Here is a 21,340-nt window from a genome sequence, read left to right on the forward strand (position 1 = left end):
CGGACCCGATTCATGACCGTCCCCACACGACACGCGACGCCCTTCCACAAGATCCTGATCGCCAACCGCGGCGAGATCGCCCTGCGCGTGATCCGCAGCGCACGGGCGCTCGGCTACCGCACGGTGGCCGTGTATTCCACCGCCGATGCCGGCGCGCGCCATGTGCAGGAAGCGGACCAGGCCGTCTGCATCGGCGAGCCGCTGCCGGCGCAGTCGTACCTGCGCATCCCGGCCATCATCGAGGCGGCGAAGCTCACCGGCGCCGATGCGGTGCACCCGGGCTACGGCTTCCTGGCCGAGAACGAGGACTTCGCAGAGGCCTGCAAGGACGCAGGGCTCGTCTTCATCGGGCCCTCGGCCGAGGCCATCGTCGCCATGGGCAACAAGGCGGGCGCCAAGTCGCTGATGCAGGCGGCGGGCGTGCCCTGCATTCCGGGCTACCAGGGCGAGGACCAGAACGAGGAACGGCTCGCGCAGGAGGCCTCGCGCATCGGCTTCCCGGTGATGATCAAGGCCACGGCCGGCGGCGGCGGGCGCGGCATGCGGCTCGTGCCATCGGCGAAGGAGTTTCCGGACCTGCTGCGCAGCGCGCGCTCCGAGGCCCAGAGCGCCTTCGGCGACCCGGAGGTGATCCTCGAACGCGCGATCGTGGAACCGCGCCACATCGAGATCCAGGTCTTCGCGGACCGCTACGGCAACGCGATCCACCTGGGCGAGCGCGACTGCTCGGTGCAGCGGCGGCACCAGAAGGTGGTCGAGGAAGCGCCTTCGCCTGCGGTCGATGCCGAGCTGCGCGCCCGCATGGGCGCGACCGCGGTGGCCGCCGTCAAGGCGATCCGCTACGAGGGCGCGGGCACGCTCGAATTCCTGCTCGATCGCGAGGGCAACTTCTACTTCATGGAGATGAACACGCGGCTGCAGGTGGAGCACCCGGTCACCGAGGCGATCACCGGGCTTGATCTCGTGGAGCTGCAATTGCGAGTCGCGGCCGGCGATCCCTTGCCGCTGGCGCAGGAGGATGTCCGCTTCTCGGGCCATGCGATCGAGGTGCGCCTGTGCGCCGAGGACGCGGACAAGGGCTTCATGCCGCAGAGTGGCACCGTGGCGCTCTGGAAGATGCCCGCGCAGCTGCGCGTGGAGGATGCGCTGCGCTCCGGCAGCGAGGTGCCGCCGTTCTACGACTCGATGATCGCGAAGCTCATCAGCCACGGCCGCACGCGCGACGAGGCGCGCCGCAAGCTGGCCTCCGGCCTCGAAGATGCCGTGGCGCTCGGCGTGACCACGAACCAGGCCTTCCTGCGCAGCTGCCTGCTGCACCCTGTGTTTGCAGCCGGCGGAGCCTCCACGGCATTCATCGGGCAGCACCAGGATGCGCTGCTCGCGACGGATCCCGCCACCCGCGAAAGGGCCGCTGCGCTGGCGGCGGTGCTCCTGCACGAAACCGCGAATGGCCGCCGGCACGCGCCGCCGGGCCGGCGCATGCCGCACAAGCTGCCGATCTCGCTGCGCTTCGACATCGGTGGTGCGACGCACAACGCAAGCCTCGTGCTGGGCAGTCACCGGCATTTCGACGTGACGCAGGGCGGCGGGACCTTCGTCATCGAGATCGCCGCGCTCACGGACGACAGCGCGCGATTCGTCTGCGACGGCGTGCTGGAAGCCGCCGCCTGGCATCGCGATGGCGCCACGCTGCTGATGCAATACCGCGGGCTCTCGCTGCGCGTCGAGGACAAGACACGCGCCGCTTCCGCGCGGCAGGGTGAGAGCGGCGGCGACGGCAAGCTGCGCGCCTCCATGAACGGCCGCGTGGTCGCGGTGCTCGCCGATGTCGGACAGATCGTGCAGGCCGGGCAGCCGATCGTGACGCTGGAGGCGATGAAGATGGAGCATGTCCACACCGCGCCGCTCCGCGGCAAGCTGACCGCCGTGCATGTCGCGACCGGCGAACAGGTCGCGGCGAGCCGCGTCGTGGCCGAGATCGAAGCGATCGCGGAAGACGGAGGTGCCAAGTGACGAGCGAAGCGATGAACGACGCGGTGTTGCTCGACAAGCGCGACCGCGCCTTCTGGATCACGATCAACCGGCCCGACAAGCGCAACGCGATCAACAAGGACGTGATCGCCGGCATCCGCGAAGGCTTGCGCCGTGCGCATGCCGACCCCGAGGTGCGCGTGATCGTGCTCACCGCCGCGGGCGACAAGGCCTTCTGCGCCGGCGGCGACCTCCAGCCGGGGGCGGGATTCGCCTTCGACCTGTCGCGCCCCAACATCGACTACGCCGACATGCTGCGCGAAGCGCAGAACGCGACCTTGCCGACCATCGCGCGCATCAACGGCGTGTGCATGGCGGGCGGCATCGGCCTGCTGTGCATGACCGACCTCGCGGTCGCGGCCGACCACGCGCAGTTCGGCCTGCCCGAAGTCAAGATCGGCCTCTTCCCGATGCAGGTGCTGAGCCTGCTGCAGCGCATCGCGCCGCGGCGCACGGTGCGCGAGTGGTGCCTGAGTGGCGAGCCCTTCAGCGCGGCCGAAGCGAAGGAGGGCGGGCTGCTCAACTACGTGGTGCCGACCGCCGAGCTGGACGACAAGACGCAATGGCTCGTCGACCGCCTGGCCGGCAAGTCGCCCACCGCCATCCGGCGCGGCAAGTACGCGATGCGTGCGCTGGAAGCGATGTCCTTCGACGAAGGCATCGCCTACACCGAGAGCCAGATCGCCCTGCTGGCCATGACCGAGGACGCCAGGGAGGGCCTCGCTTCCTTCAACGAAAAGCGCAAACCGACATGGACCGGCCGTTGAACACCGATCCGACCGCGCGCGGCGCGCACGCGGTCGGCCTTCACGAATGGCTGTCGCGCCGCGCGGCACGCGTGCCGCGCCAGCCCGCATTGAGCTGCGACGGCACGCGGTGGAGCTACGCCGAATTGCAGCAGCGCATCGAACGCATGTCGGCGGTGCTCGCCGAGGGCGGCGTGACGAGCGGCGACCGCGTCGGCTACCTGGGCTTCAACGATCCGATGTTCGTGGTCGCGATGTTCGCCGCGTCGCGCCTGGGCGCGATCTTCGTGCCGCTGAACTTCCGCCTGAGCGGGCCCGAACTCGCCTACGTGGTCGGCGATGCCGGCATCCACACGCTGGTCACGGGCGAAGAGCACATCGCGGTGATCGACAGCGTGCGCGACAAGCTCGCCTGCGCGCGCTTCATCCATCGCGGCGGCGGCTCGGCGGGCTGGGAAGCGGCCGATGCACTGATGGCGCAGCCCCTCGCCGCACCGCCCGCGGTGCCGGCCTCGGCCGACGACGTGGCGGTGATCATGTACACCTCGGGCACCACCGGCCACCCCAAGGGCGCGATGCTCACCCACGGCAACTTCTGGGCGAACAACCTCAACGAGATGCTGCTGTGGGACATGGTCTCGACCGACGTGACGCTCAACTTCGCTCCGATGTTCCATGTCGGAGGCTTGCTGTGCGGAAGCCTTTCGACCCTCATGGCCGGCGGGCACCTGGTGCTTCAGCGCGGCTTCGAGGTCGCGGCCGTGATGCAGGCGGTGGCCGAGCACCGCGTGACCGTGACTTTCGGCGTGCCGGCGATGCTGCTCTTCATCAGCCAGCATCCGGATTTCGCTCAGGCCGACCTGAGCTCGCTGCGCCTCGTCGCCGTGGGCGGCGCGCCGATGCCGGAGCCGCTGCTGCGCCTGTATGCCGCGCGTGGCGTGCCGGTGCACCAGGGCTACGGCATGACCGAGACCGCCTCGATGATCACCTTCCTGAACCCGGACCGCGCCACCGACAAGCTCGGCTCGTGCGGCACGCCCCCGCTGCTCACCGAGATCAGGATCATCGACGCCACCGGCGAGGCCATCACCGAACCCGGCACGGCCGGCGAGGTGTGCGTGCGCGGCGCCAACGTGATGGCCGGCTACTGGAACCAGCCGCAGGCGACCGCGGCGACCTTCACGCGCGACGGCTGGTTCCGCAGCGGCGACGTGGGCTATCGCGATGCCGAAGGCTTCCTCTACATCTGCGACCGCCTCAAGGACATGGTGATCAGCGGCGGCGAGAACATCTATCCGGCCGAGGTCGAGAGCGTGCTCTACGACCATCCGGACATCGCCGAAGTCGCGGTGATCGGTGCGCCCGACGAGCGGTGGGGCGAGCGCGTGGTCGCGGTGGTGGCGCCCAAGGCGGGCAAGAGCCTCACGCTCGAAGCGCTGCAGGCCTTCGCCGAGACGCGGCTCGCCCGCTACAAGCTGCCGCGCGAGCTGCGCATCGTCGAGGCGCTGCCGCGCAACCCGACCGGCAAGGTGCTCAAGGCGCGGCTGCGCGAGCAGAACCGGGCCTGAATCCCCCACGAGAGGAAGACGATGGATTTCACGCATTCCGCGCGCTCGCAGGAGCTGCAGGCGCGCGTCGCCGACTTCATGGACCGGCATGTCTACCCGGTCGAGAACGTCTACTACGAGGAGCCGCACAAGAGCGGCCATCCCTATCGCACGCCGGAGGTGCTGCAGTCGCTGAAGGCGCGCGCGAAGGCGCAAGGGCTGTGGAACCTGTTCCTGTCGGGCCCACACGGAAGTGGATTGACGAACCTCGAATACGCACCGGTCAAGGAGATCATGGGTCGCGTGCTCTGGGCGCCCGAGGTCTTCAACTGTTCGGCGCCCGACACCGGCAACATGGAACTGCTGGCCCACTACGGCAACGACGCGCAGAAGGCGCGGTGGCTGGAGCCTCTGCTGGCCGGCACCATCCGCTCGGCCTTCTCGATGACGGAGCCGGCGGTGGCATCGAGCGATGCCACCAACATCCAGTGCGAGATCCGGCGCGACGGCGACGACTACGTGATCAACGGGCGCAAGTGGTTCACCTCCGGCGCGCTCAACGACGAATGCAGGCTGTTGATCGTAATGGGCAAGACCGCGCCCGACGATCCGGATCTGCACAAGCAGCAGTCGATGATCCTCGTGCCCAAGGACACGCCCGGCGTGCGCATCGTGCGCGACCTGACGACCTTCGGCTACGACGACGCGCCGGTCGGCCACCCCGAGATCGTGTACGACGACGTGCGCGTGCCGGCGGGCAACATCCTGCTCGGCGAAGGCCGCGGCTTCGAGATCGCGCAGGGCAGGCTCGGGCCGGGGCGCATCCACCACTGCATGCGGCTGATCGGCTGTGCGCAGCGCGCGCTCGAACTCATGTGCCGGCGCGCCGAATCACGCTTGGCCTTCGGCCGCAAGCTGGGCGAGCAGGGCTCGGTGCGCGAGGACATCGCGCATTCGTATTGCGAGATCGAACAGGCCCGGCTGCTCACGCTGCGCGCGGCCGACAAGATGGACCGCGAAGGCAACAAGGCCGCGCGCGACCTGATCGCGGCGGCCAAGATCGTCGTGCCCACGATGGCGGCGCGCGTGATCGACCGCGCGATCCAGGTCTTCGGCGGCGCGGGCGTGTCGCAGGACACCTTCCTGCCGCGCGCCTACGTCTATGCGCGCTTCATCCGCATCGGCGACGGGCCGGATCAGGTGCATCTCTCGGCGCTCGGCAAGCAGATGCTCAGGCAGCACGGCAAGGCGCCGGTGGTGGCGTGAGCGTGGAAGAGGCACAGGCGGCGTCGAGGGTGGTCAGCACGCCGCCGCTGGACCTGGTCCGGCTCGGTGCGTGGCTCGAAGAACAGGTGACGGGCTTTCGGGGTCTGCGCGGTGCCGAGCGGTTGGTGGGCGGCAATTCCAACCCGATCTGGAAGCTCGACGCCGCAAGCGGCCGCTACATCCTGCGCACGCAGCCGGCCGGCCAGTTGCTGAAATCCGCGCACGCGCTCGACCGCGAATACCGCATCCTGCGCACGCTCGGCGCAAGCACGGTCCCGGTGCCCAGGATGCATGTGCTGTGCAACGACCTGTCGGTGGTCGGCGTGCAGTTCTACCTGATGGATTTCCTGCCGGGCGTGGTGCATCGCCACGTGGCGCTCGGCGAGGTGCCGATCGAGAGGCGGCGAGCCGTCTACGAAGCCGCGATCGACACGCTCGCGACCATCCACCGCACCGACATCGATGCGCTCGGCCTGCGCGACTTCGGGCGCGAAGGCAACTACTTCGAGCGCCAGTTCCACCGCTGGACGCAGCAGTACCGCACCGCGATGCCCGAGGGCGATGCCGCGATGGACGGGCTGATCGCTGCGCTCGAATCGGCGATGCCGCACGAGGCGCATCCCACGGTGCTGCTGCACGGCGACTCGCGCATCGACAACCTGATGTTCGCGCCGGATGTCGATCGCGTGATCGCGGTGCTCGACTGGGAGCTCTCGACGCTCGGGCATCCGCTCGCCGATCTCGGCCAGTTCCTCGCGGTGCAGGACCTCCCGCCGGACTACCTGCTGCCCGGCCTCGCAGGCGTGGACCGCGCGGCGCACGGCCTGCCGACCCAGGCGGAACTGCGCGAACGCTACTTCCGCGCAACTGGATGGGACACGGCCACCGACATGCGTTTCTTCAAGGCCTTCGCGATGTTCAGGCAGGCCGCGATGTCGGCCGGTTTGCGCCGTCGCGCGGCATTGGGTACTGCAGTGGCCGAGAGCGCACTGTTCTTCGGCAACACCATGGATGTGTTCGCGCGCGTGGGGCTCGACATCCTCGATCGCGCCGACTGAACCCCGGAGTCCACGAATGAGCTTTCCGAATCCCTTCGACCTCGGCGGCAAGGTCGCCCTGGTCACCGGCTCGACGCATGGCATCGGCGCCGCGACCGCGCGCGTGCTCGCGCAGGCCGGCGCGCATGTGGTGGTCAGCAGCCGCAAGCCCGACGAATGCGAGAAGGTCGCGCAGGCGTTGCGAGACGAAGGCCTGAGCGCCGAAGGCCACGCCTGCCACATCGGCCGCATGGAGGACATCGAGGCCACCTCGCGCCATCTGGCCCGCAAGCACGGCGGTCTCGACATCCTGGTCAACAACGCGGTACTGAGCCCGTGGCGCACCATCGACGACACCGACCCGGGCCTCTTCACGAAGACGGTCGAGGTCAACCTGCGCGGCTACTGGTTTCTCTCGGTCGAGGCGACGAAGCTGATGAAGCCGCGCGGCGGCGGCAGCATCGTCAACATCTCGTCGCTGTCGGCCTGGCATCCGGAAAAGATGCTGGGCCTGTACGGCACCCTCAAGACGGCACTCCTCGGCATGAGCCGCGTGTTCGCGCTCGAATACGGCGAGTTCGGCATCCGGGCCAACACCGTGCTGCCGGGCGTGATCGACACGCGGCTCGCCGAAGCCTTCGACGGGAAGGCGCGCGAGCGCATCCTCCGCAAGACCCCCATCGGCCGCCTCGGCCGACCCGAGGAGATCGGCTATGCGGTGCTCTACCTGAGTTCGGCGGCTGGCGCTTTCGTCACGGGCGCGAGCCTCGCGGCGGATGGTGGCATGTCGATTTCGATGATCTGAAACCCACCCACGAGGAAGAGAAGCCATGAAAGCAGTGCTGGCCCGGCGCCACGGCCCGCCCGAAACCCTGACGGTCGAAGAGATCGATTCGCCCGTGCCCGGCAAGGGCGAGGTGCTGGTGACGGTGCATGCGAGCGCGGTGAATTTCCCCGACACGCTCATCATCGGGAACAAGTACCAGTTCAAGCCCGCGCTGCCTTTCTCGCCCGGCGGCGAGGTGGCGGGCACCATCAAGTCGGTGGGGCCGGGTGTCGAGGGCTACGCCGCCGGCGATCGCGTGATCGCGGTCTGCGGCTGGGGCGGCTTCGCCGAAGAGGTCGTGACCGATGCGCGCAAGCTGGTGCGCCTGCCGGCCGGCATCGCGATGGAAGATGCGGCCGCGCTCGTCATCACCTACGGCACCTCCCACTACGCGCTCCAGGAGCGAGCGAACATCCAGCCCGGCGAAACACTGCTGGTGCTCGGCGCAGCCGGGGGCACCGGCATCTCGGCGATCGAACTGGGCAAGCTGATGGGCGCGCGCGTGATCGCGGCGGCGTCGACCGACGAGAAACTGGCGCTGTGCCGCCAATCCGGCGCCGACGAGACGATCAACTACGCCACAGAGGATCTGCGCGAGCGAATCAAGGCGCTCACCGGCGGAAAGGGCGTAGACGTCGTTTACGACCCGGTCGGCGGCGCCTACACCGAACCCGCGCTGCGCAGCATGGCGTGGAAGGGCCGCTACCTCGTGATCGGCTTCACCGCCGGCGAGATTCCGCGCCCGCCGCTCAACCTCGCGCTGCTCAAGGGCTGCTCGATCGTCGGCGTGTTCTACGGCGGCTTCTCGCAGGCCGAGCCGAAGCGCTACGACATGCTGATGCAGGAACTGCTGGGCTGGCTTGCCGAAGGGCGCATCCGGCCGTCGATCACTGCGCGCTACCCGCTGGAAAGGGCGGCCGAGGCGTTGCGCGTGGTCGCGGATCGCAAGGCGACCGGCAAGATCATGCTGAGCACCGCGCTCGGGCGCGGCGGCCAATAGCGCTCGCCGCGCCGCTCAGCCGGCGGCCGCGTGCAGCTTGCGCATGCCGCGCAGCCAGCGCTCGGTGTCGGCGGCCTTGCGCTGCATCTGCTCGCGGATGAAGTCCTGCGGCAGGATCAGGAAGCGCTCCTCGCGCAATCCGTCGATCACGCATTCGGCAACGGTCTCGGCGCTCACGATGCCGCTGGCCATCAGCGCACGGCGCTGCGGCGTCTCCGCTTCCAGTAGAGGTGTTTCGACGCCGCCCGGGCACAGGCAGCTCACGCCGATGCCGCGCGCGCCGTAGGTGATCGACAGCCATTCGGCGAACGCGACCGCCGCATGCTTGCTGACTGCGTAGGGCGCGTCGAACTGCGACAGCAGCCCGGCGGCCGAGGCGGTCTGCAGCAGGTGGCCGCGGCCGCGTGCCAGCATGCGCGGCAGCAGGGCGCGAGCGGCGCGCACGTGCGCCATCAGGTTGACGTCCATCACGCGCTGCCAGTCGGCGTCGGGCAGCTCGGGCCCGCCATGGGCGGTGATGCCTGCGTTGGAGCAGAACAGGTCGATGGTGCCGTGGCGCGCTTCGGTGTCGTCGATCAGGCGCTGGACCTGTGCTTCGTCGGAGACATCGACCGTTGCCGCATGGCCGCCGATCTCGCGGGCCACGCTTTCCGCCGCATCGGCATGACGATCCGCAACCACGACGGCGCGCGCACCTTCGCGCATGAAGCGCCGCGCCATGGCGGCGCCGATGCCGCTCGCGCCGCCGGTCACGACGACGACCTTGTCCCTGAGTTCCATGGAGGCTCCGCAGTCTGCAAACAGCGGTCAGGCTAAGCGGGGCGGGCGGACGTGTCTTGCGCCGAGCCGCTGCGGCGCACGCGCATGCGTGCGTGGGAGCTAGAACGCGCTTTTCGTGCAGCCGCCGTCGACCCGAAGCGCTGCTCCTGTCGTCCCGGATGAAAGCGGGCTCGCAACGTAGGCCACCATGGAGGCAATCTCCGCCGGAGACTCGAAGCGCTTGATGAGGGACGTCGGTCGCACCTTGTCGAAGAACTCCTTCTCATAGGCATCGAAGGACTTGCCATCGGCCTTGGCGAGCGCCTCGACGAAATCGCCCACGCCGCGCGACCGGGTCGGGCCCGGCAGGATGCTGTTGACGGTGATCCCGGTGCCGGCAACGGCCTCCGCCAATCCGCGGGAGACGGCCAACTGCGCCGTCTTCGTCATGCCGTAGTGAATCATCTCCGCGGGAATCTGGACCGCGCTCTCGCTCGAGATGAAGATGATGCGCCCCCAGTTGGCGCGCCTCATCGCGGGCAATACCAGACGCGCCAGCCGGACGCCGCTCAGGACATTCACATCGAAAAAGCGCGTCCAGTCCTCATCCGGAATCTCTTCGAACGGCTTGGGTTCGAAGATGCCGAGGTTGTTGACCAGGATCTCGATGCCGGGGTGCTGCGCCACCAAGGCTTGCGCGGCAGCGGCCGTGCTCAGGTCGCCGGCGAAGCCGATGATTTCGCCGCCTTCCGCCGCGGGGATCTGAGCGACCGCAGCATCCACCGAGTCCTGCGAACGGCCATTGACGATGACGCGTGCACCCTCCGCTGCCAGCGCCTGCGCGATGGCGAAGCCGATGCCCGCCGTGCTGCCGCTGACCAGCGCCAGCTTGCCCGTGAGTTGGAGGTTCATTGCGCGTGCCTTTCGAACAGGAAGACGGGCCTGCCATGCAGCGAAGTGCGGCGGTGACAGGCCCTTGATGCGCAGCGTAGGTGAATTCGTGGGCGCCGTCGAGGGAGGATTGCGTCGGCCTCTTGGCCCTAGCGACTGCGATACAGCGCCGCGTGTTCGTGCGTGTATTCCTTCAGAGGGCCAAGCCGGGCATCTGCCACGGCGAACTGCTCTCGAGGCTTGATGTACGCGTGGACCCAGATTGTTTCTGGTCGGACATCCCTCGGCGCCTCGACCTCGAGCATCACGCGCCGGTATCCGTCCCGCTCCGTGATGCGCTCCAGCTTGTCCATCGCGGCCAACGTTGCCTCGTCGACTTCAAACACCTGGCCGACAATCCGCTCGCCCTCTCCCGGAGCGTCGACGAGCCAAGGTGAATAGCGCTCGCCGACAAGGTACAGCGGATAGCGCTCGACAGTCATGAAGTCGCCCGGCACTCGCGTGCCCTTGTTGATCGCGGCGTTGGGGAAACCTTCTTTCAGTGTTCCGAAGACGAAGACAGATTGCGACATGGAGGTGTGCCGTCGATTGCCAACGCGAAACTACAGCGACAACGGCAGCGTCAGGTGCCGCTCGTACATCATGGCGCGGTGCGCCAACAATGAATCGTCCAGCGCGTCGTCGCTGTGAGGACCACGCAATTCAAAGGCCCTGCGCGTGCTGTTCTCCATCGCGCACACGCTCTCCGGCAAGGGCCGCAGCAACGCCATGAACGTCGCACTGTAGATGTCGGCCGCGGTCACGCTGTCGCCCACAAGGTAGTCGCTGCCCGCCGCGCGTTGCGCCTTCAGCCGCTCCGAGAGCATCTTCAGCAGTTGCCCGACGCGGGCATCCGCATGGGCGCCGGCTTCGGGGGTGTATCCGTACTTCTTCGCAAGATAGGCGGCTACCTCCGGCTTGAATCCTCCGTTGCCCTGTAGACCCGCATGAATCATGTGAAGCCGACGGGTCCACCCCAGGCCATGCTCGCCGCAGATGTCGCGGCCCCACTGCATCACGGCCTCGCGCGCTTCGTCGGCGTGCGGCAGGAGGGCGGGGGTCGGCGCCAGTCGTTCCGCGAGCTGAAGGATGTCCGCCCATCCGGAGCGAGGCGGTTCGTCGTTGTAGATGGCGACCGGCGCGCTTCGCTCGCCCGCCCATTCCTTGAGCAGCCTGCTGTCGTACGACAGTCGCACCGCCGCCCATTGAATGCCCTTCAATCGAAAGATTCCCTTGGCCGATTCCGACCATGGACTGGGGACGTTCCCGACGACGACCATGCGCAGTCCCGGACGCGAGACGGCTTCTTCAACGCTGACGTATGCAATGTCCATGCGAAATGCTAGCGGATCCCTTCTCGGTTCCAGATGGGGACGCTCTCGAAACACTGCTTTTGCTGCTCGCAGGCGCTGGACACAATGCCTTTCCCATGACGACCGCAGAACCCACCGCCAAATTCGACCATTCGCGAGCTTCCGAGTACGAGACGCAAAGCCGCATCGCACTCGCCGGCTACGATGCCTGCCACGAACTGTCCGCATGCCTCCTTTCTGCTTCCCTCGGGTCCGAAGCCAAGCACGTGCTGGTCGCTGGCGCCGGCGGGACTGGCCAGGAATTTCTGGTCATGGGAAAGCTGGAGCCTCGGTGGACCTTCGTTGCGGCGGACCCTTCCGTTCCGATGCTCGAACAGGCGATGGAACGCGTGAAGGGCGCAGGACTGTCGGATCGCGTCGAGCGATTCGAGGGAGCCGTCGAATCGCTTCCCGTGACGCGCAAGTTCGATGCGGCAACCCTCATCGGGGTCCTGCACCACATCCCCAGCGACGAAGGGAAGGACAAGGTCCTGCGCGAACTGGCCGAGCGCCTCCAGCCGGGCGCGCCACTTGTCGTCGCATGCAATCGCAGCGCTTATGAATCGCAGCCGTTGTTCCTCGCGGCCTGGGCCCAACGCTGGCGCATGGCGGGCGCGAGCGAGGAAGAGGTCACTGCGAAGCTTGCGAGGATTCGCCTGGGGGCCGTCCCTCCGGCCTCTGAAGCAGCCGTGGAGGCGAAGCTCGCCGCGGCAGGCTTCGACGGTCCGCTTCGATTCTTCTCCAGTCTCTTCTGGAGCGCATGGATTGCCTTCAGGAGCGCCTGATCCGTCCAGCGCGCTGCCGGGCGCGCGGATGCGGGCCAAGTAACCGGCATTGGCAAACAGGTGGGATCTACCCGCCCGCTGAAACTCAGCGCCTGTACGCAAGATTCCCGCGCGCATCGCCACTAGCCTGCGCGGATGAAAGCTGCCGTCTTCCGCGGTCTGGGCCGCCCACTCTCCATCGAGCACATGCCGACGCCCGAGGCGGGCCCCGGCGAACTGGTGCTGCGCGTGCATTACTGCGGCGTGTGCGGCTCCGATCTGCACGCCACGCATCCGGGGCTGTTCGTCGTGAAGGACGGCACGGTGCTCGGGCACGAATTCGCGGGCGAGGTGGTCGACAGCGGCGCGCCGGGCTGGAAGGCGGGCGAGCGGGTGACCGCACTGCCCAACAACGCCTGCCGCTCCTGCACCGACGAGGGCTATCGCGAATGTCGTGAGGGCCTCGGCATGATCTGCCCGCACAACCGGCTGACCGGGTTCAGCCCGAACCGGCCGGGCGCACTGGCCGAATACGTCAAGGTGCCGGCCGGGCAGGCGATCCGGCTGCCGGCCGCGGTCGGCGAGCGCGAAGGCGCCATGATCGAACCCTTGGCGGTGGGCCTGCATGCGGTGCAGGCGGGGCGCGTGGAACTGGGCAGCCGCGTGCTCGTGATCGGCGCCGGCCCGATCGGGCTGGCGGTGACGGCCTTCGCGCGGCAGGCCGGCGCGACGCGCGTGGTGGTGAGCGAGCGCGCCGCGGGTCGCCGCGAGGTGGCGGCGGCCTTCGGCGCGACGGCGCTGATCGATCCGCAGGCCGAGGAGGTCGGACCGGCCTTCGCGCGCCATGCGGGCGGACCGCCCGATGTGATCTTCGAATGCGTGGGCGCGGCCGGGCTGATCCAGCAGTGCGTCGATCTCGCGCCGCCGCGCGGGCGCATCGTGGTGGTCGGCGTCTGCGCCACCGAAGACCGGCTGGTGCCGCAGCGCGCCATGGCCAAGGAACTGAGCATGCAGTTCGTCATGGGCTATGCCAAGCCCGAATGGCGCCGGGTGCTCGACCTGCTCGACGCGGGCCGGGTCGACCCGTCAGCGATGGTCACCGACGTGGTCGCCCTCGACGCGCTGCCCGAGGCCTTCGAGGCCCTGCGCCGGCCCACGACGCAGATCAAGCTGCTGGTGCGTCCATCGGGTGGGACGACCCCGGGTTGAGCCCGGTCGGCGCAGCGTCTGGACGCAAGAGATTTGAATACCCCTTTGCTAACGTGACATCCAAGGCCTCCGGGCCATCCGCCATTCATTCATCAGTTGCTGGACCGCGCATTCATGACATCCACCGTGACCCTGAACCGCCATGGCGACATCGCGCTGCTCTGCATCGACAACCCGCCGGTCAATGCCCTGTCGCCGGCCGTGGTGGACGGACTGATCGCAGCGGTCGATGCCTTCGAAGCCGACCGCGATTACAAGGCGCTGCTCCTGTACGGCGAGGGCCGCACCTTCGTCGCGGGTGGCGACATCACCGCCTTCGACCTGCCGGACTTCTCGGCCAGGCCGCTCAACCGCATGCTGAACCGGCTCGAATCGCTCGACCGTCCGGTGGTCGCGTCGCTGCATGGCACGGTGCTCGGCGGCGGGCTGGAACTGGCGCTGGCCTGCCACTGGCGCGTCGCGCATCCGAAGACGCAATTCGGCTTTCCCGAGGTGAAGCTGGGCATCCTGCCGGGATCGCTGGGCACGCAACGCCTGCCGCGTGTGGTCGGAATCGAGATGGCGTTGGACCTGATCTCCAGCGGCCGCCCCGTCGATGCGGTGACGGCGGCCAAGGCCGGCGTGGTGGATGAGTTGCGCGAAGAGTCGCCGCTCGAAGCCGGACTCGCCTTCGTCGAAGCACTGCTGGCGCGCGGCGCAGGCCCGCGCCGCATCAGCGAGCGCAACGTGCCGGCCGATTCGGTGCCGGCCGACTTCTTCGATCGCGCGCTGGCGCAGGCCCGGCGCGCGAAGCCCTTCCATCCTTCCGCACGCGCCATCGTGCTGGCGGTGCAGGCATCGCTGCGTCCATTCGCCGAAGGGGAGGCCGAGGAAGCGAAGCTCTTCGAACAACTGCGCACCTCGCCCGAATCGAAGGCGATGCGCCACCTGTTCTTCGCCGAGCGGCAGGCGGCCAGAATCCCGGGGCTGCCGAAGGATGTCGAGCTTCGGCCGGTGCGGTCGGTCGGCGTCCTCGGCGCGGGCACCATGGGCGGCGGCATCGCGATGAATTTCGCCAACGCCGGCATTCCGACCACGCTGGTCGACACCACGCAGGAGGCGCTGGACCGCGGCCTCGGCATCATCCGCCGCAACTACGAGGCGACCGCCGCCAAGGGCCGCATGACCACGGAGCAGGTGGAGCAGCGCATGGGCCTGATCCACGGCGCCATCGTCGACGGCGCACTCGCCGACTGCGATCTGGTGATCGAGGCGGTGTTCGAGAACATGGACCTCAAGAAGAAGGTCTGTGCGCGGCTCGGTGCGCTCTGCAGGCCCGGCGCGATCATCGCGACCAACACCTCCACGCTCGATGTCGACGTGCTGGCCGAGGCCACAGGACGCCCGGCCGACGTGGTGGGCATGCACTTCTTCAGCCCCGCGAACGTGATGCGCCTGCTCGAAGTGGTGCGCGGCGCGAAGACCGCGCCCGAGGTGCTCGCCACCGTGATGCAGCTCGCACGCACCATCCGCAAGGTGGCGGTGGTGTCGGGGGTCTGCTATGGCTTCATCGGCAATCGCATGGCCGAGGTCTACATGCGCGAGGCCGAGTTCTTGATGATGGAAGGGGCGAGCCCGGCGCAGATCGACGGCGCGGTCGAAGCGCTCGGCATGGCGATGGGCCCGTGCCGCATGCTCGATATGGCGGGCATCGATGTCGGCGCCAAGACGGTCATCGAATACGGCAAGACCGGCGGGCTGCCGCCCGACGACAGCTATCGCGCGGTGGTGCGCAGGATGTTCGAGCTGGGCCGCTTCGGGCAGAAGACCGGTGCCGGCTACTACCGCTACGACGGCCGCAAGCCGGTGGCCGACCCGGAGACCGCGCGCATCGCGAAGGAACTGGCTGCGCAGCACGGCATCGCGCAGCGCAGCGACATCGGCGCAGAGGAGATCGTCGAGCGGCTGATGTACCCGCTCATCAACGAGGGTGCCCGCATCCTGGAGGAAGGCATCGCCTACCGTCCCGGCGACATCGACATGGTGTGGACGGCGGGCTACGGCTTTCCCGACCACCAGGGCGGCCCGATCTACCTGGCCGACACGATCGGCCTGCCGGTAATCGCCGAGCGGCTCGCGCACTACGCGAAGGCGCGCGGCAACGCCTTCGGCTACTGGACCGTCTCGCCGCTGCTGGCGTCGCTGGCAGCGCAGAACAAGCGGCTGTCCGACTGGACGCCGGCCTGAACCCGCAGAACCCATCCAAACGGAAGCCCGCATGAAAGAAGCCGTCATCGTCTCCACCGCCCGCACGGGCATCGGCCGTGCCTTCAAGGGCGCGCTCAACCACACCAAGTCGCCCACGATGCTGGCGCACGCGATCTCGCATGCGGTGCAGCGCGCGGGCGTCGAGGGCGCCGAGATCGAGGACGCGGTGATCGGCTGCGTGCTCTCGGCCGGCACCGCCGGCATGAACCTCGCGCGCAACGCGGTGCTGGCGGCCGGGCTGCCCGCGACCGTCTCGGGCCAGACCATGGACCGGCAGTGCGCCTCGGGCCTGATGGCGATCGCGACCGCGGCCAAGCAGGTGATCGTCGACGGCATGGACATCGTGATCGCCGGCGGCCACGAGAACATCAGCGCGGTGCAGGATGCCTACATGGGCTGGGTCGCGAAGGAGAAGGACCCGAACGTCATCGCGCATGCCGCCAACGCCTACATGCCGATGCTGCAGACGGCCGAGTTCGTCGCCAAGAAGTACGGCATCTCGCGCGAGGCGCAGGACCGCTATGCGTTCGCCTCGCAGCAGCGCACCGCCGCCGCGCAGGAGGCCGGGCGCTTCAGCCAGGAGATCGTGCCGTTCAGGACCACGATGGCCGTGGTCGACAAGAACACGAAGGAGGTCTCGTACAAGGAGATCACGCTCGACCGCGACGAAGGCAATCGCCCCGATACCACGCTGGAAGGCCTCTCGTCGCTCAAGCCGGTGATCGAAGGCGGCGTGGTGACGGCGGGCAACGCGAGCCAGCTTTCGGACGGCGCATCGGCCTGCGTGGTGATGGACCGCGCGGTCGCCGAGAAGCGCGGCCTCTCGCCGCTGGGCCTCTACCGCGGCATGGCGGTCGCTGGCTGCGCGCCGGAGGAAATGGGCATCGGCCCGGTCTACGCGATTCCCAAGCTGCTGAAGCAGCACGGGCTCAAGGTCGACGACATCGGCCTCTGGGAGCTCAACGAAGCCTTCGCCTGCCAGGTGCTGTATTGCCGCGACCAGCTCGGCATCGATCCCGACAGATACAACGTCAATGGCGGCGGCATCTCCATCGGCCACCCCTACGGCATGACCGGCGCGCGCGTCGTCGGGCATGCGCTCATCGAAGGCAAGCGGCGCGGCGTCAAGTACGTGGTGGCCACGATGTGCGTCGGCGGCGGCATGGGCGCCGCAGCGCTGTTCGAGGTGGCCTGACGGCGCCGCTTCACCGGAAGCAAGGAAGAAGAGGAGACATGCAATGGAAGACCGCACGCTGATCGATGGCCTGCGACGACAACTGCGCGACCGGCCCGACGCGATCGCCTATCGAACGGGCGATGAGAAGCTGACCTTCGCCGATGTGGAGCGACTGACCAACCGCATCGCCAATGGTCTCGTGGCGATGGGCGTGGGGCAGGGCAGCCGCGTGGCGGTGCTCACGAAGCACCACACGCCGACCTTGCTGCTGACGCTGGCGGCCTGCAAGGTCGGTGCGGTCTGCATGCCGGTCAACTGGCGCCTGTCGGGCCCGGAGATCGCCTACATCCTGCAGAACGGCGAAGCGCCTTTCCTGATGGCCGACAAGGCATTCATGCCGACGGTGCGCGAGGCAGACCTGCCGCGCGTGACGACGCTGGTCTGCACGGAGCAGGCGCTGGACGGTCTTCCATCGTTCGCACGGTGGTACGCGGAACAGCCGGACAGCTTCACGCCGGTCGAAGCCGGGCCGGCCGATGCCGCGCTCCAGCTCTATTCATCGGGCACGACCGGCCTGCCGAAGGGCATCGTGCTGACGCACGCGGGCCTGATCTCCACGTCCCGCGTGGTGTCGAAGGAATGGCAGTTCGACAACCGCCACGTGCTCGGCAATCCGTTGCCGGTGTTCCATGTCGCGGGCATGACGATGCTGCTGCTCACGCTCTACACGGGCGGGCAGACTTCGGCCTATTCGGAGTTCGACCCGTCCGGCTACATCAAGGCGATCGGCGAGCACGGCATCACCCACACCTTCATCGTGCCGGCGATGATCCTTTTCATGCTGCAGTCGCCCGAGGCGCGAAAGGGCGACTACCGCACGCTGCAGGTCATCGCCTACGGTGGATCGCCGGTGAGCGAGACGGTGCTGAAGCAGGCCTTCGAGACCTTCGGGTGCAAGTTCCTGCAGGTCTACGGGCTCACCGAGGTGTCGGGGCCGGCCACCTTCCTCATGCCGGACGACCATCGCTCCGGCGATGCCGACCTGCTGCGCTCCGCGGGGCGGCCGATCGGCGGCGGGCGGCTGCGCATCGTCGATCCGATCTCGCTGCAGGACCTTCCCGAAGGCGAGACCGGCGAGATCTGGATCGAGTCCGATCGCAACCTGAAGGAGTACTGGCGCAATCCGGAAGCCACCGCGGCGGCGTACCCGGAGGGACGCAATGCCAACGGCGGATGGTTCCGCTCGGGCGACGGCGGCTACCTGAAGAACGGCTATCTCTTCATCAACGACCGCATCAAGGACATGATCGTCTCGGGCGGCGAGAACATCTATCCGGCCGAGGTCGAGAACGTGCTGATGCGCCACCCGGCGGTGCTGGATGGCGCCATCATCGGCGTGCCGGACGAGACCTGGGGCGAGGCCGTCAAGGCCTGCGTGGTGCCCCGGCCCGGCGCGGTGGTGACGCCGCGCGACATCATCGACTTCATGCGCGAGAACCTGGCGCACTACAAGTGCCCGAAGTCGGTCGACTTCGTCGCCGAGCTGCCGCGCAACCCCAGCGGAAAGATCCTCAAGCGCGTGCTGCGCGAGCCCTACTGGCGCGGACGCTCGCGCGCCGTGGGCTGAACCCGAAGCCGTTCCTTTCACTTTCACAACCCGGAGACACAAGATGCTGTTGAAGAAACTGTTCGTCGCTGCCGCGGGCGCCGTGGCGCTGCTGTGCGCCGCGTCCTCCGCGACCGCGCAGGACAACAAGCCGATCAAGATCGCGCTGATCGCGAGCAAGACCGGGCCTTCCGAAGCCTATGCGCGCGATACCGAACGCGGCCTGCGCCTCGGCCTGGAATACCTCACGCAGGGCAGCATGACGGTGCTGGGTCGCAAGATCGAGGTGATCGTCAAGGACGACCAGATGAAGCCCGAGCTGTCGAAGGCGATGCTCACCGAGGCGCTGGCCGACGACAAGGCCGACATCGCGATCGGCACCTCGTGGTCGGGCGGTGCGCTGTCGATGGCGCCGGTGGCCGAGGAATACAAGAAGGTGCTGATGGTCGAGCCGGCCATCGCCGATTCGCTGACCGGGGCCGCGTGGAACCGCTATCTCTTCCGCGCGAGCCGCAATTCCTTCCAGGATGCACTGGCGAGCGCCGCTGGCCTGAAGGACGGCGACAACATCGCCTTTCTCGCGCCGGACTACGTGTACGGCCGCGACGGCGTGAAGGCCTTCAAGGAAGCGATGGTCGCGACGAAGAGCAAGGCCAAGGTGATCCACGAGGAGTTCATTCCGCTCGCGACCACCGACTTCACCGCGCCGATGCAACGCATCTTCGACGGCATGAAGAGCGCGACCGGCAAGAAGTACCTCGTGGTGATCTGGGGCGCGCCGAACCCGATCCGCAAGATCTCGGAGCTGAACCCGGGACGCTACGGCATCGAGTTCCTCTCGATCGGCGGCGCGAATCTCGAGAACACCAAGCCCTGGAAGGGCCTCGATGTGAGCGGCGGCACCTTCTACTACTACGGCTTCCCGAAGAACCCGATGAACGACTGGCTCGTCGCCGAGCACCAGAAGCGCTTCAACATGCCGCCGGACCTGTTCACCGCCGGCGGCTTCGTGACCGCGACCGCGATCATCGCGGGCCTCAAGAAGGCGGGTTCGGCCGATTCCGAGAAGCTCATCGCCGCGATGGAGGGCATGGAGTTCGACACGCCCAAGGGGAAGATGAACTTCCGCAAGGAAGATCACCAGGCGATGCAGGCGCAATACCAGTTCCGCATGAAGAAGTCGCCGGCGAGCGAATGGGATCTGCTGGAACTGGTGCGCGAGATCCCGGCTTCCGAGATGCCGGTGCCGATCACGACCAAGCGCGGAACATGACGGATTCGGCGCTGCGCCCCGCCCCGGTGCTGGCGAGCACCGGGCTCAGCATCCAGTTCGGCGGCCACGTGGCAGTCAACGAGGTGACGACGCGCTTCGACGCGGGCACGCTCACCGCCATCGTCGGGCCCAACGGCGCGGGCAAGACGACCTACTTCAACCTGCTGTCGGGGCAACTGCGATCGACGGCCGGGCAGGTGCATTTCAAGGGCGAGGACGTCACGCGCCTGAACGCGGCGCAGCGCACCGCCAAGGGCATCGGGCGCGCTTTCCAGCTCACGAACCTCTTCCCGAAGCTCACGGTGCTGGAGAACGTGCGGCTCGCGGTGCAGAGCCGGCATCGCGCGGGCTTCAACATGCTGGCCGTGTGGCGCAGCCGCTCCGACCTCATCGAGCAGGCCGCGCACTACGTCTCGCAAGTGGGGCTGGCAGCGCGCTCGGGCGATCAGGCCGCCAAGCTGCCGCACGGCGACAAGCGCAAGCTCGAAGTGGCGATCCTCATGGCGCTGGAGCCCGAGATCCTGATGTTCGACGAGCCGACTGCGGGGATGAGCGTGGACGAAGTGCCGGTGGTGCTCGACCTCATCGCGCGTCTCAAGAAGCAGGGCGACAAGACGATCCTTCTCGTGGAGCACAAGATGGACGTGATCCATTCGCTGGCCGATCGCATCGTTGTGCTGCACAACGGGCGGCTGGTGGCCGACGGCGCGCCGGCCGAAGTGATGGCTTCGGCGATCGTGCAGGAGGCGTACCTCGGTGCGCGGCGCACGCGTGAATCGCGCAGGGAAAGGGCGGTGGCCCATGCCTGACGACACGCTGCTGCAACTGGCCGGCGTGCACACGCACATCGGCGAATACCACATCCTGCAGGGCGTCGACCTGCAGGTGCCGCGCTCCGGCCTCACGGTGCTGCTGGGCCGCAACGGCGCCGGCAAGAGCACCACGCTGCGCACGATCATGGGCCTTTGGCATGCGAGCGCGGGCCGCATCACCTTCGACGGGCAGGACATCACCGCGCTGCAGACGCCCGACATCTCGCGAGCCGGCATCGCCTTCGTGCCCGAGGACATGGGCATCTTCTCGAACCTCACGGTGCAGGAGAACCTGCGACTGGCCGCCATTCGCGGCAGCTTCGACGAGGCGCGGCTGGAGTGGATCTTCAGCTTCTTCCCGGCCCTGAAGCGCTTCTGGCTGCGGCCGGGCGGCACGCTGTCGGGCGGGCAGAAGCAGATGGTGGCGATCGCGCGCGCGATCATCGAGCCGCGCAAGCTGCTCCTGATCGACGAGCCGACCAAGGGCCTCGCGCCCTCGATCGTCGACAACCTCGCGCGGGCCTTCGAGGAACTGAAGGCGCGCGACACCACGATCCTGCTGGTGGAGCAGAACTTCAACTTCGTGCGCGAGCTGGGCGACCATGTGGCGGTGATGGACGACGGCCGCATCGTCCACCACGGCCGCATGACCGAGCTGTCGGACGACGAGACCCTGCAGGCGCGCCTGCTCGGACTTCATGCGGGGGCCGTGCATTGAGCGCCGTGATTCCGACCCCTCTCAAGCCATCTTCCGGAGT

The 21,340-nt window shown here is 68.0% G+C and carries 19 protein-coding genes; 15 read left to right on the forward strand and 4 right to left on the reverse strand.

Translation table 11 applies throughout. From position 1 onward, the window contains the following. Positions 1–12: 12 nt before the first annotated feature. Genes WKW77_RS04785 through WKW77_RS04815 form a run of 7 tightly spaced genes read left to right on the forward strand, consistent with a single transcriptional unit; the run spans position 13 to position 8,453 of the window. A complete protein-coding gene (locus tag WKW77_RS04785; protein ID WP_340355697.1) occupies positions 13–2,013 on the forward strand; it encodes an acetyl/propionyl/methylcrotonyl-CoA carboxylase subunit alpha in 2,001 nt (666 codons plus the stop codon). A gap of 11 nt (positions 2,014–2,024) precedes the next feature. After that, a complete protein-coding gene (locus WKW77_RS04790) occupies positions 2,025–2,798 on the forward strand; it encodes an enoyl-CoA hydratase/isomerase family protein (protein WP_422823148.1) in 774 nt (257 codons plus the stop codon). Then, the gene (locus WKW77_RS04795) at positions 2,783–4,345 is read left to right on the forward strand and encodes an acyl-CoA synthetase (RefSeq protein ID WP_340355699.1); all 1,563 of its coding nucleotides are present in this window, start codon (positions 2,783–2,785) and stop codon (positions 4,343–4,345) included. Before WKW77_RS04790 ends, WKW77_RS04795 begins: the two co-directional genes overlap by 16 nt. A 21-nt stretch (positions 4,346–4,366) precedes the next feature. Beyond that, the gene (locus tag WKW77_RS04800) at positions 4,367–5,590 is read left to right on the forward strand and encodes an acyl-CoA dehydrogenase family protein (RefSeq protein WP_340355700.1); all 1,224 of its coding nucleotides are present in this window, start codon (positions 4,367–4,369) and stop codon (positions 5,588–5,590) included. Positions 5,591–5,592: 2 nt separating this feature from the next. After that, a complete protein-coding gene (locus tag WKW77_RS04805) occupies positions 5,593–6,648 on the forward strand; it encodes a phosphotransferase family protein (RefSeq protein WP_340355701.1) in 1,056 nt (351 codons plus the stop codon). A gap of 16 nt (positions 6,649–6,664) precedes the next feature. Continuing rightward, positions 6,665–7,432 carry a glucose 1-dehydrogenase gene (locus WKW77_RS04810; RefSeq protein WP_340355702.1) on the forward strand — a complete coding sequence of 256 codons (768 nt, stop codon included), beginning with the start codon at positions 6,665–6,667 and terminating at the stop codon, positions 7,430–7,432. A gap of 25 nt (positions 7,433–7,457) precedes the next feature. After that, positions 7,458–8,453, forward strand: a complete 996-nt coding sequence (locus WKW77_RS04815) for an NADPH:quinone oxidoreductase family protein (RefSeq protein WP_340355703.1) — start codon at positions 7,458–7,460, stop codon at positions 8,451–8,453. 15 nt (positions 8,454–8,468) lie between these two features. On the opposite strand, the gene WKW77_RS04820 is transcribed toward WKW77_RS04815, so the two are convergent. The 4 genes from WKW77_RS04820 to WKW77_RS04835 all read right to left on the reverse strand — a co-directional run bounded on the left by WKW77_RS04820 (position 8,469) and on the right by WKW77_RS04835 (position 11,476). Continuing rightward, positions 8,469–9,233, reverse strand: coding sequence for an SDR family oxidoreductase (locus tag WKW77_RS04820; RefSeq protein ID WP_340355704.1), 765 nt, complete (start codon positions 9,231–9,233; stop codon positions 8,469–8,471). A gap of 99 nt (positions 9,234–9,332) precedes the next feature. Further along, a complete protein-coding gene (locus WKW77_RS04825) occupies positions 9,333–10,124 on the reverse strand; it encodes an SDR family NAD(P)-dependent oxidoreductase (RefSeq protein ID WP_340355705.1) in 792 nt (263 codons plus the stop codon). Positions 10,125–10,252: 128 nt separating this feature from the next. Beyond that, a complete protein-coding gene (locus WKW77_RS04830; RefSeq protein ID WP_340355706.1) occupies positions 10,253–10,675 on the reverse strand; it encodes a gamma-glutamylcyclotransferase family protein in 423 nt (140 codons plus the stop codon). 30 nt (positions 10,676–10,705) lie between these two features. Further along, positions 10,706–11,476 carry a glutathione binding-like protein gene (locus WKW77_RS04835; RefSeq protein ID WP_340355707.1) on the reverse strand — a complete coding sequence of 257 codons (771 nt, stop codon included), beginning with the start codon at positions 11,474–11,476 and terminating at the stop codon, positions 10,706–10,708. Between the two features lie 95 nt (positions 11,477–11,571). Here WKW77_RS04835 and WKW77_RS04840 point away from each other — a divergent pair, with 95 nt between their 5' ends. The 8 genes from WKW77_RS04840 to WKW77_RS04875 all read left to right on the forward strand — a co-directional run bounded on the left by WKW77_RS04840 (position 11,572) and on the right by WKW77_RS04875 (position 21,300). Beyond that, on the forward strand, positions 11,572–12,279 hold the full coding sequence (locus WKW77_RS04840; RefSeq protein ID WP_340355708.1) for a class I SAM-dependent methyltransferase: 708 nt from the start codon (positions 11,572–11,574) through the stop codon (positions 12,277–12,279). A gap of 135 nt (positions 12,280–12,414) precedes the next feature. Further along, positions 12,415–13,467 (forward strand): zinc-binding dehydrogenase, encoded by a 1,053-nt coding sequence (locus WKW77_RS04845; RefSeq protein WP_340355709.1) that lies wholly within the window; start codon positions 12,415–12,417, stop codon positions 13,465–13,467. 114 nt (positions 13,468–13,581) lie between these two features. Next, entirely contained in the window at positions 13,582–15,693 is a 2,112-nt protein-coding gene (locus WKW77_RS04850; protein WP_340355710.1) for a 3-hydroxyacyl-CoA dehydrogenase NAD-binding domain-containing protein, read from the forward strand. 31 nt (positions 15,694–15,724) lie between these two features. Further along, complete coding sequence (locus WKW77_RS04855) at positions 15,725–16,909, forward strand: acetyl-CoA C-acyltransferase (RefSeq protein ID WP_340355711.1); 1,185 nt, start codon at positions 15,725–15,727, stop codon at positions 16,907–16,909. Positions 16,910–16,952: 43 nt separating this feature from the next. After that, on the forward strand, positions 16,953–18,518 hold the full coding sequence (locus WKW77_RS04860) for a long-chain-fatty-acid--CoA ligase (RefSeq protein WP_340355712.1): 1,566 nt from the start codon (positions 16,953–16,955) through the stop codon (positions 18,516–18,518). A 43-nt stretch (positions 18,519–18,561) separates the two neighbouring features. Beyond that, positions 18,562–19,770, forward strand: a complete 1,209-nt coding sequence (locus WKW77_RS04865) for a substrate-binding domain-containing protein (protein WP_422823125.1) — start codon at positions 18,562–18,564, stop codon at positions 19,768–19,770. Next, positions 19,767–20,579, forward strand: coding sequence for an ABC transporter ATP-binding protein (locus tag WKW77_RS04870; protein ID WP_340355713.1), 813 nt, complete (start codon positions 19,767–19,769; stop codon positions 20,577–20,579). The genes WKW77_RS04865 and WKW77_RS04870 overlap by 4 nt, the downstream gene beginning before the upstream one ends. Next, positions 20,572–21,300, forward strand: coding sequence for an ABC transporter ATP-binding protein (locus tag WKW77_RS04875; protein WP_340355714.1), 729 nt, complete (start codon positions 20,572–20,574; stop codon positions 21,298–21,300). Before WKW77_RS04870 ends, WKW77_RS04875 begins: the two co-directional genes overlap by 8 nt. Positions 21,301–21,340: the final 40 nt, after the last annotated feature.

Source organism: Variovorax ureilyticus, assembly GCF_037889935.1.
GTDB classification, from domain to species: domain Bacteria; phylum Pseudomonadota; class Gammaproteobacteria; order Burkholderiales; family Burkholderiaceae_C; genus Variovorax; species Variovorax ureilyticus.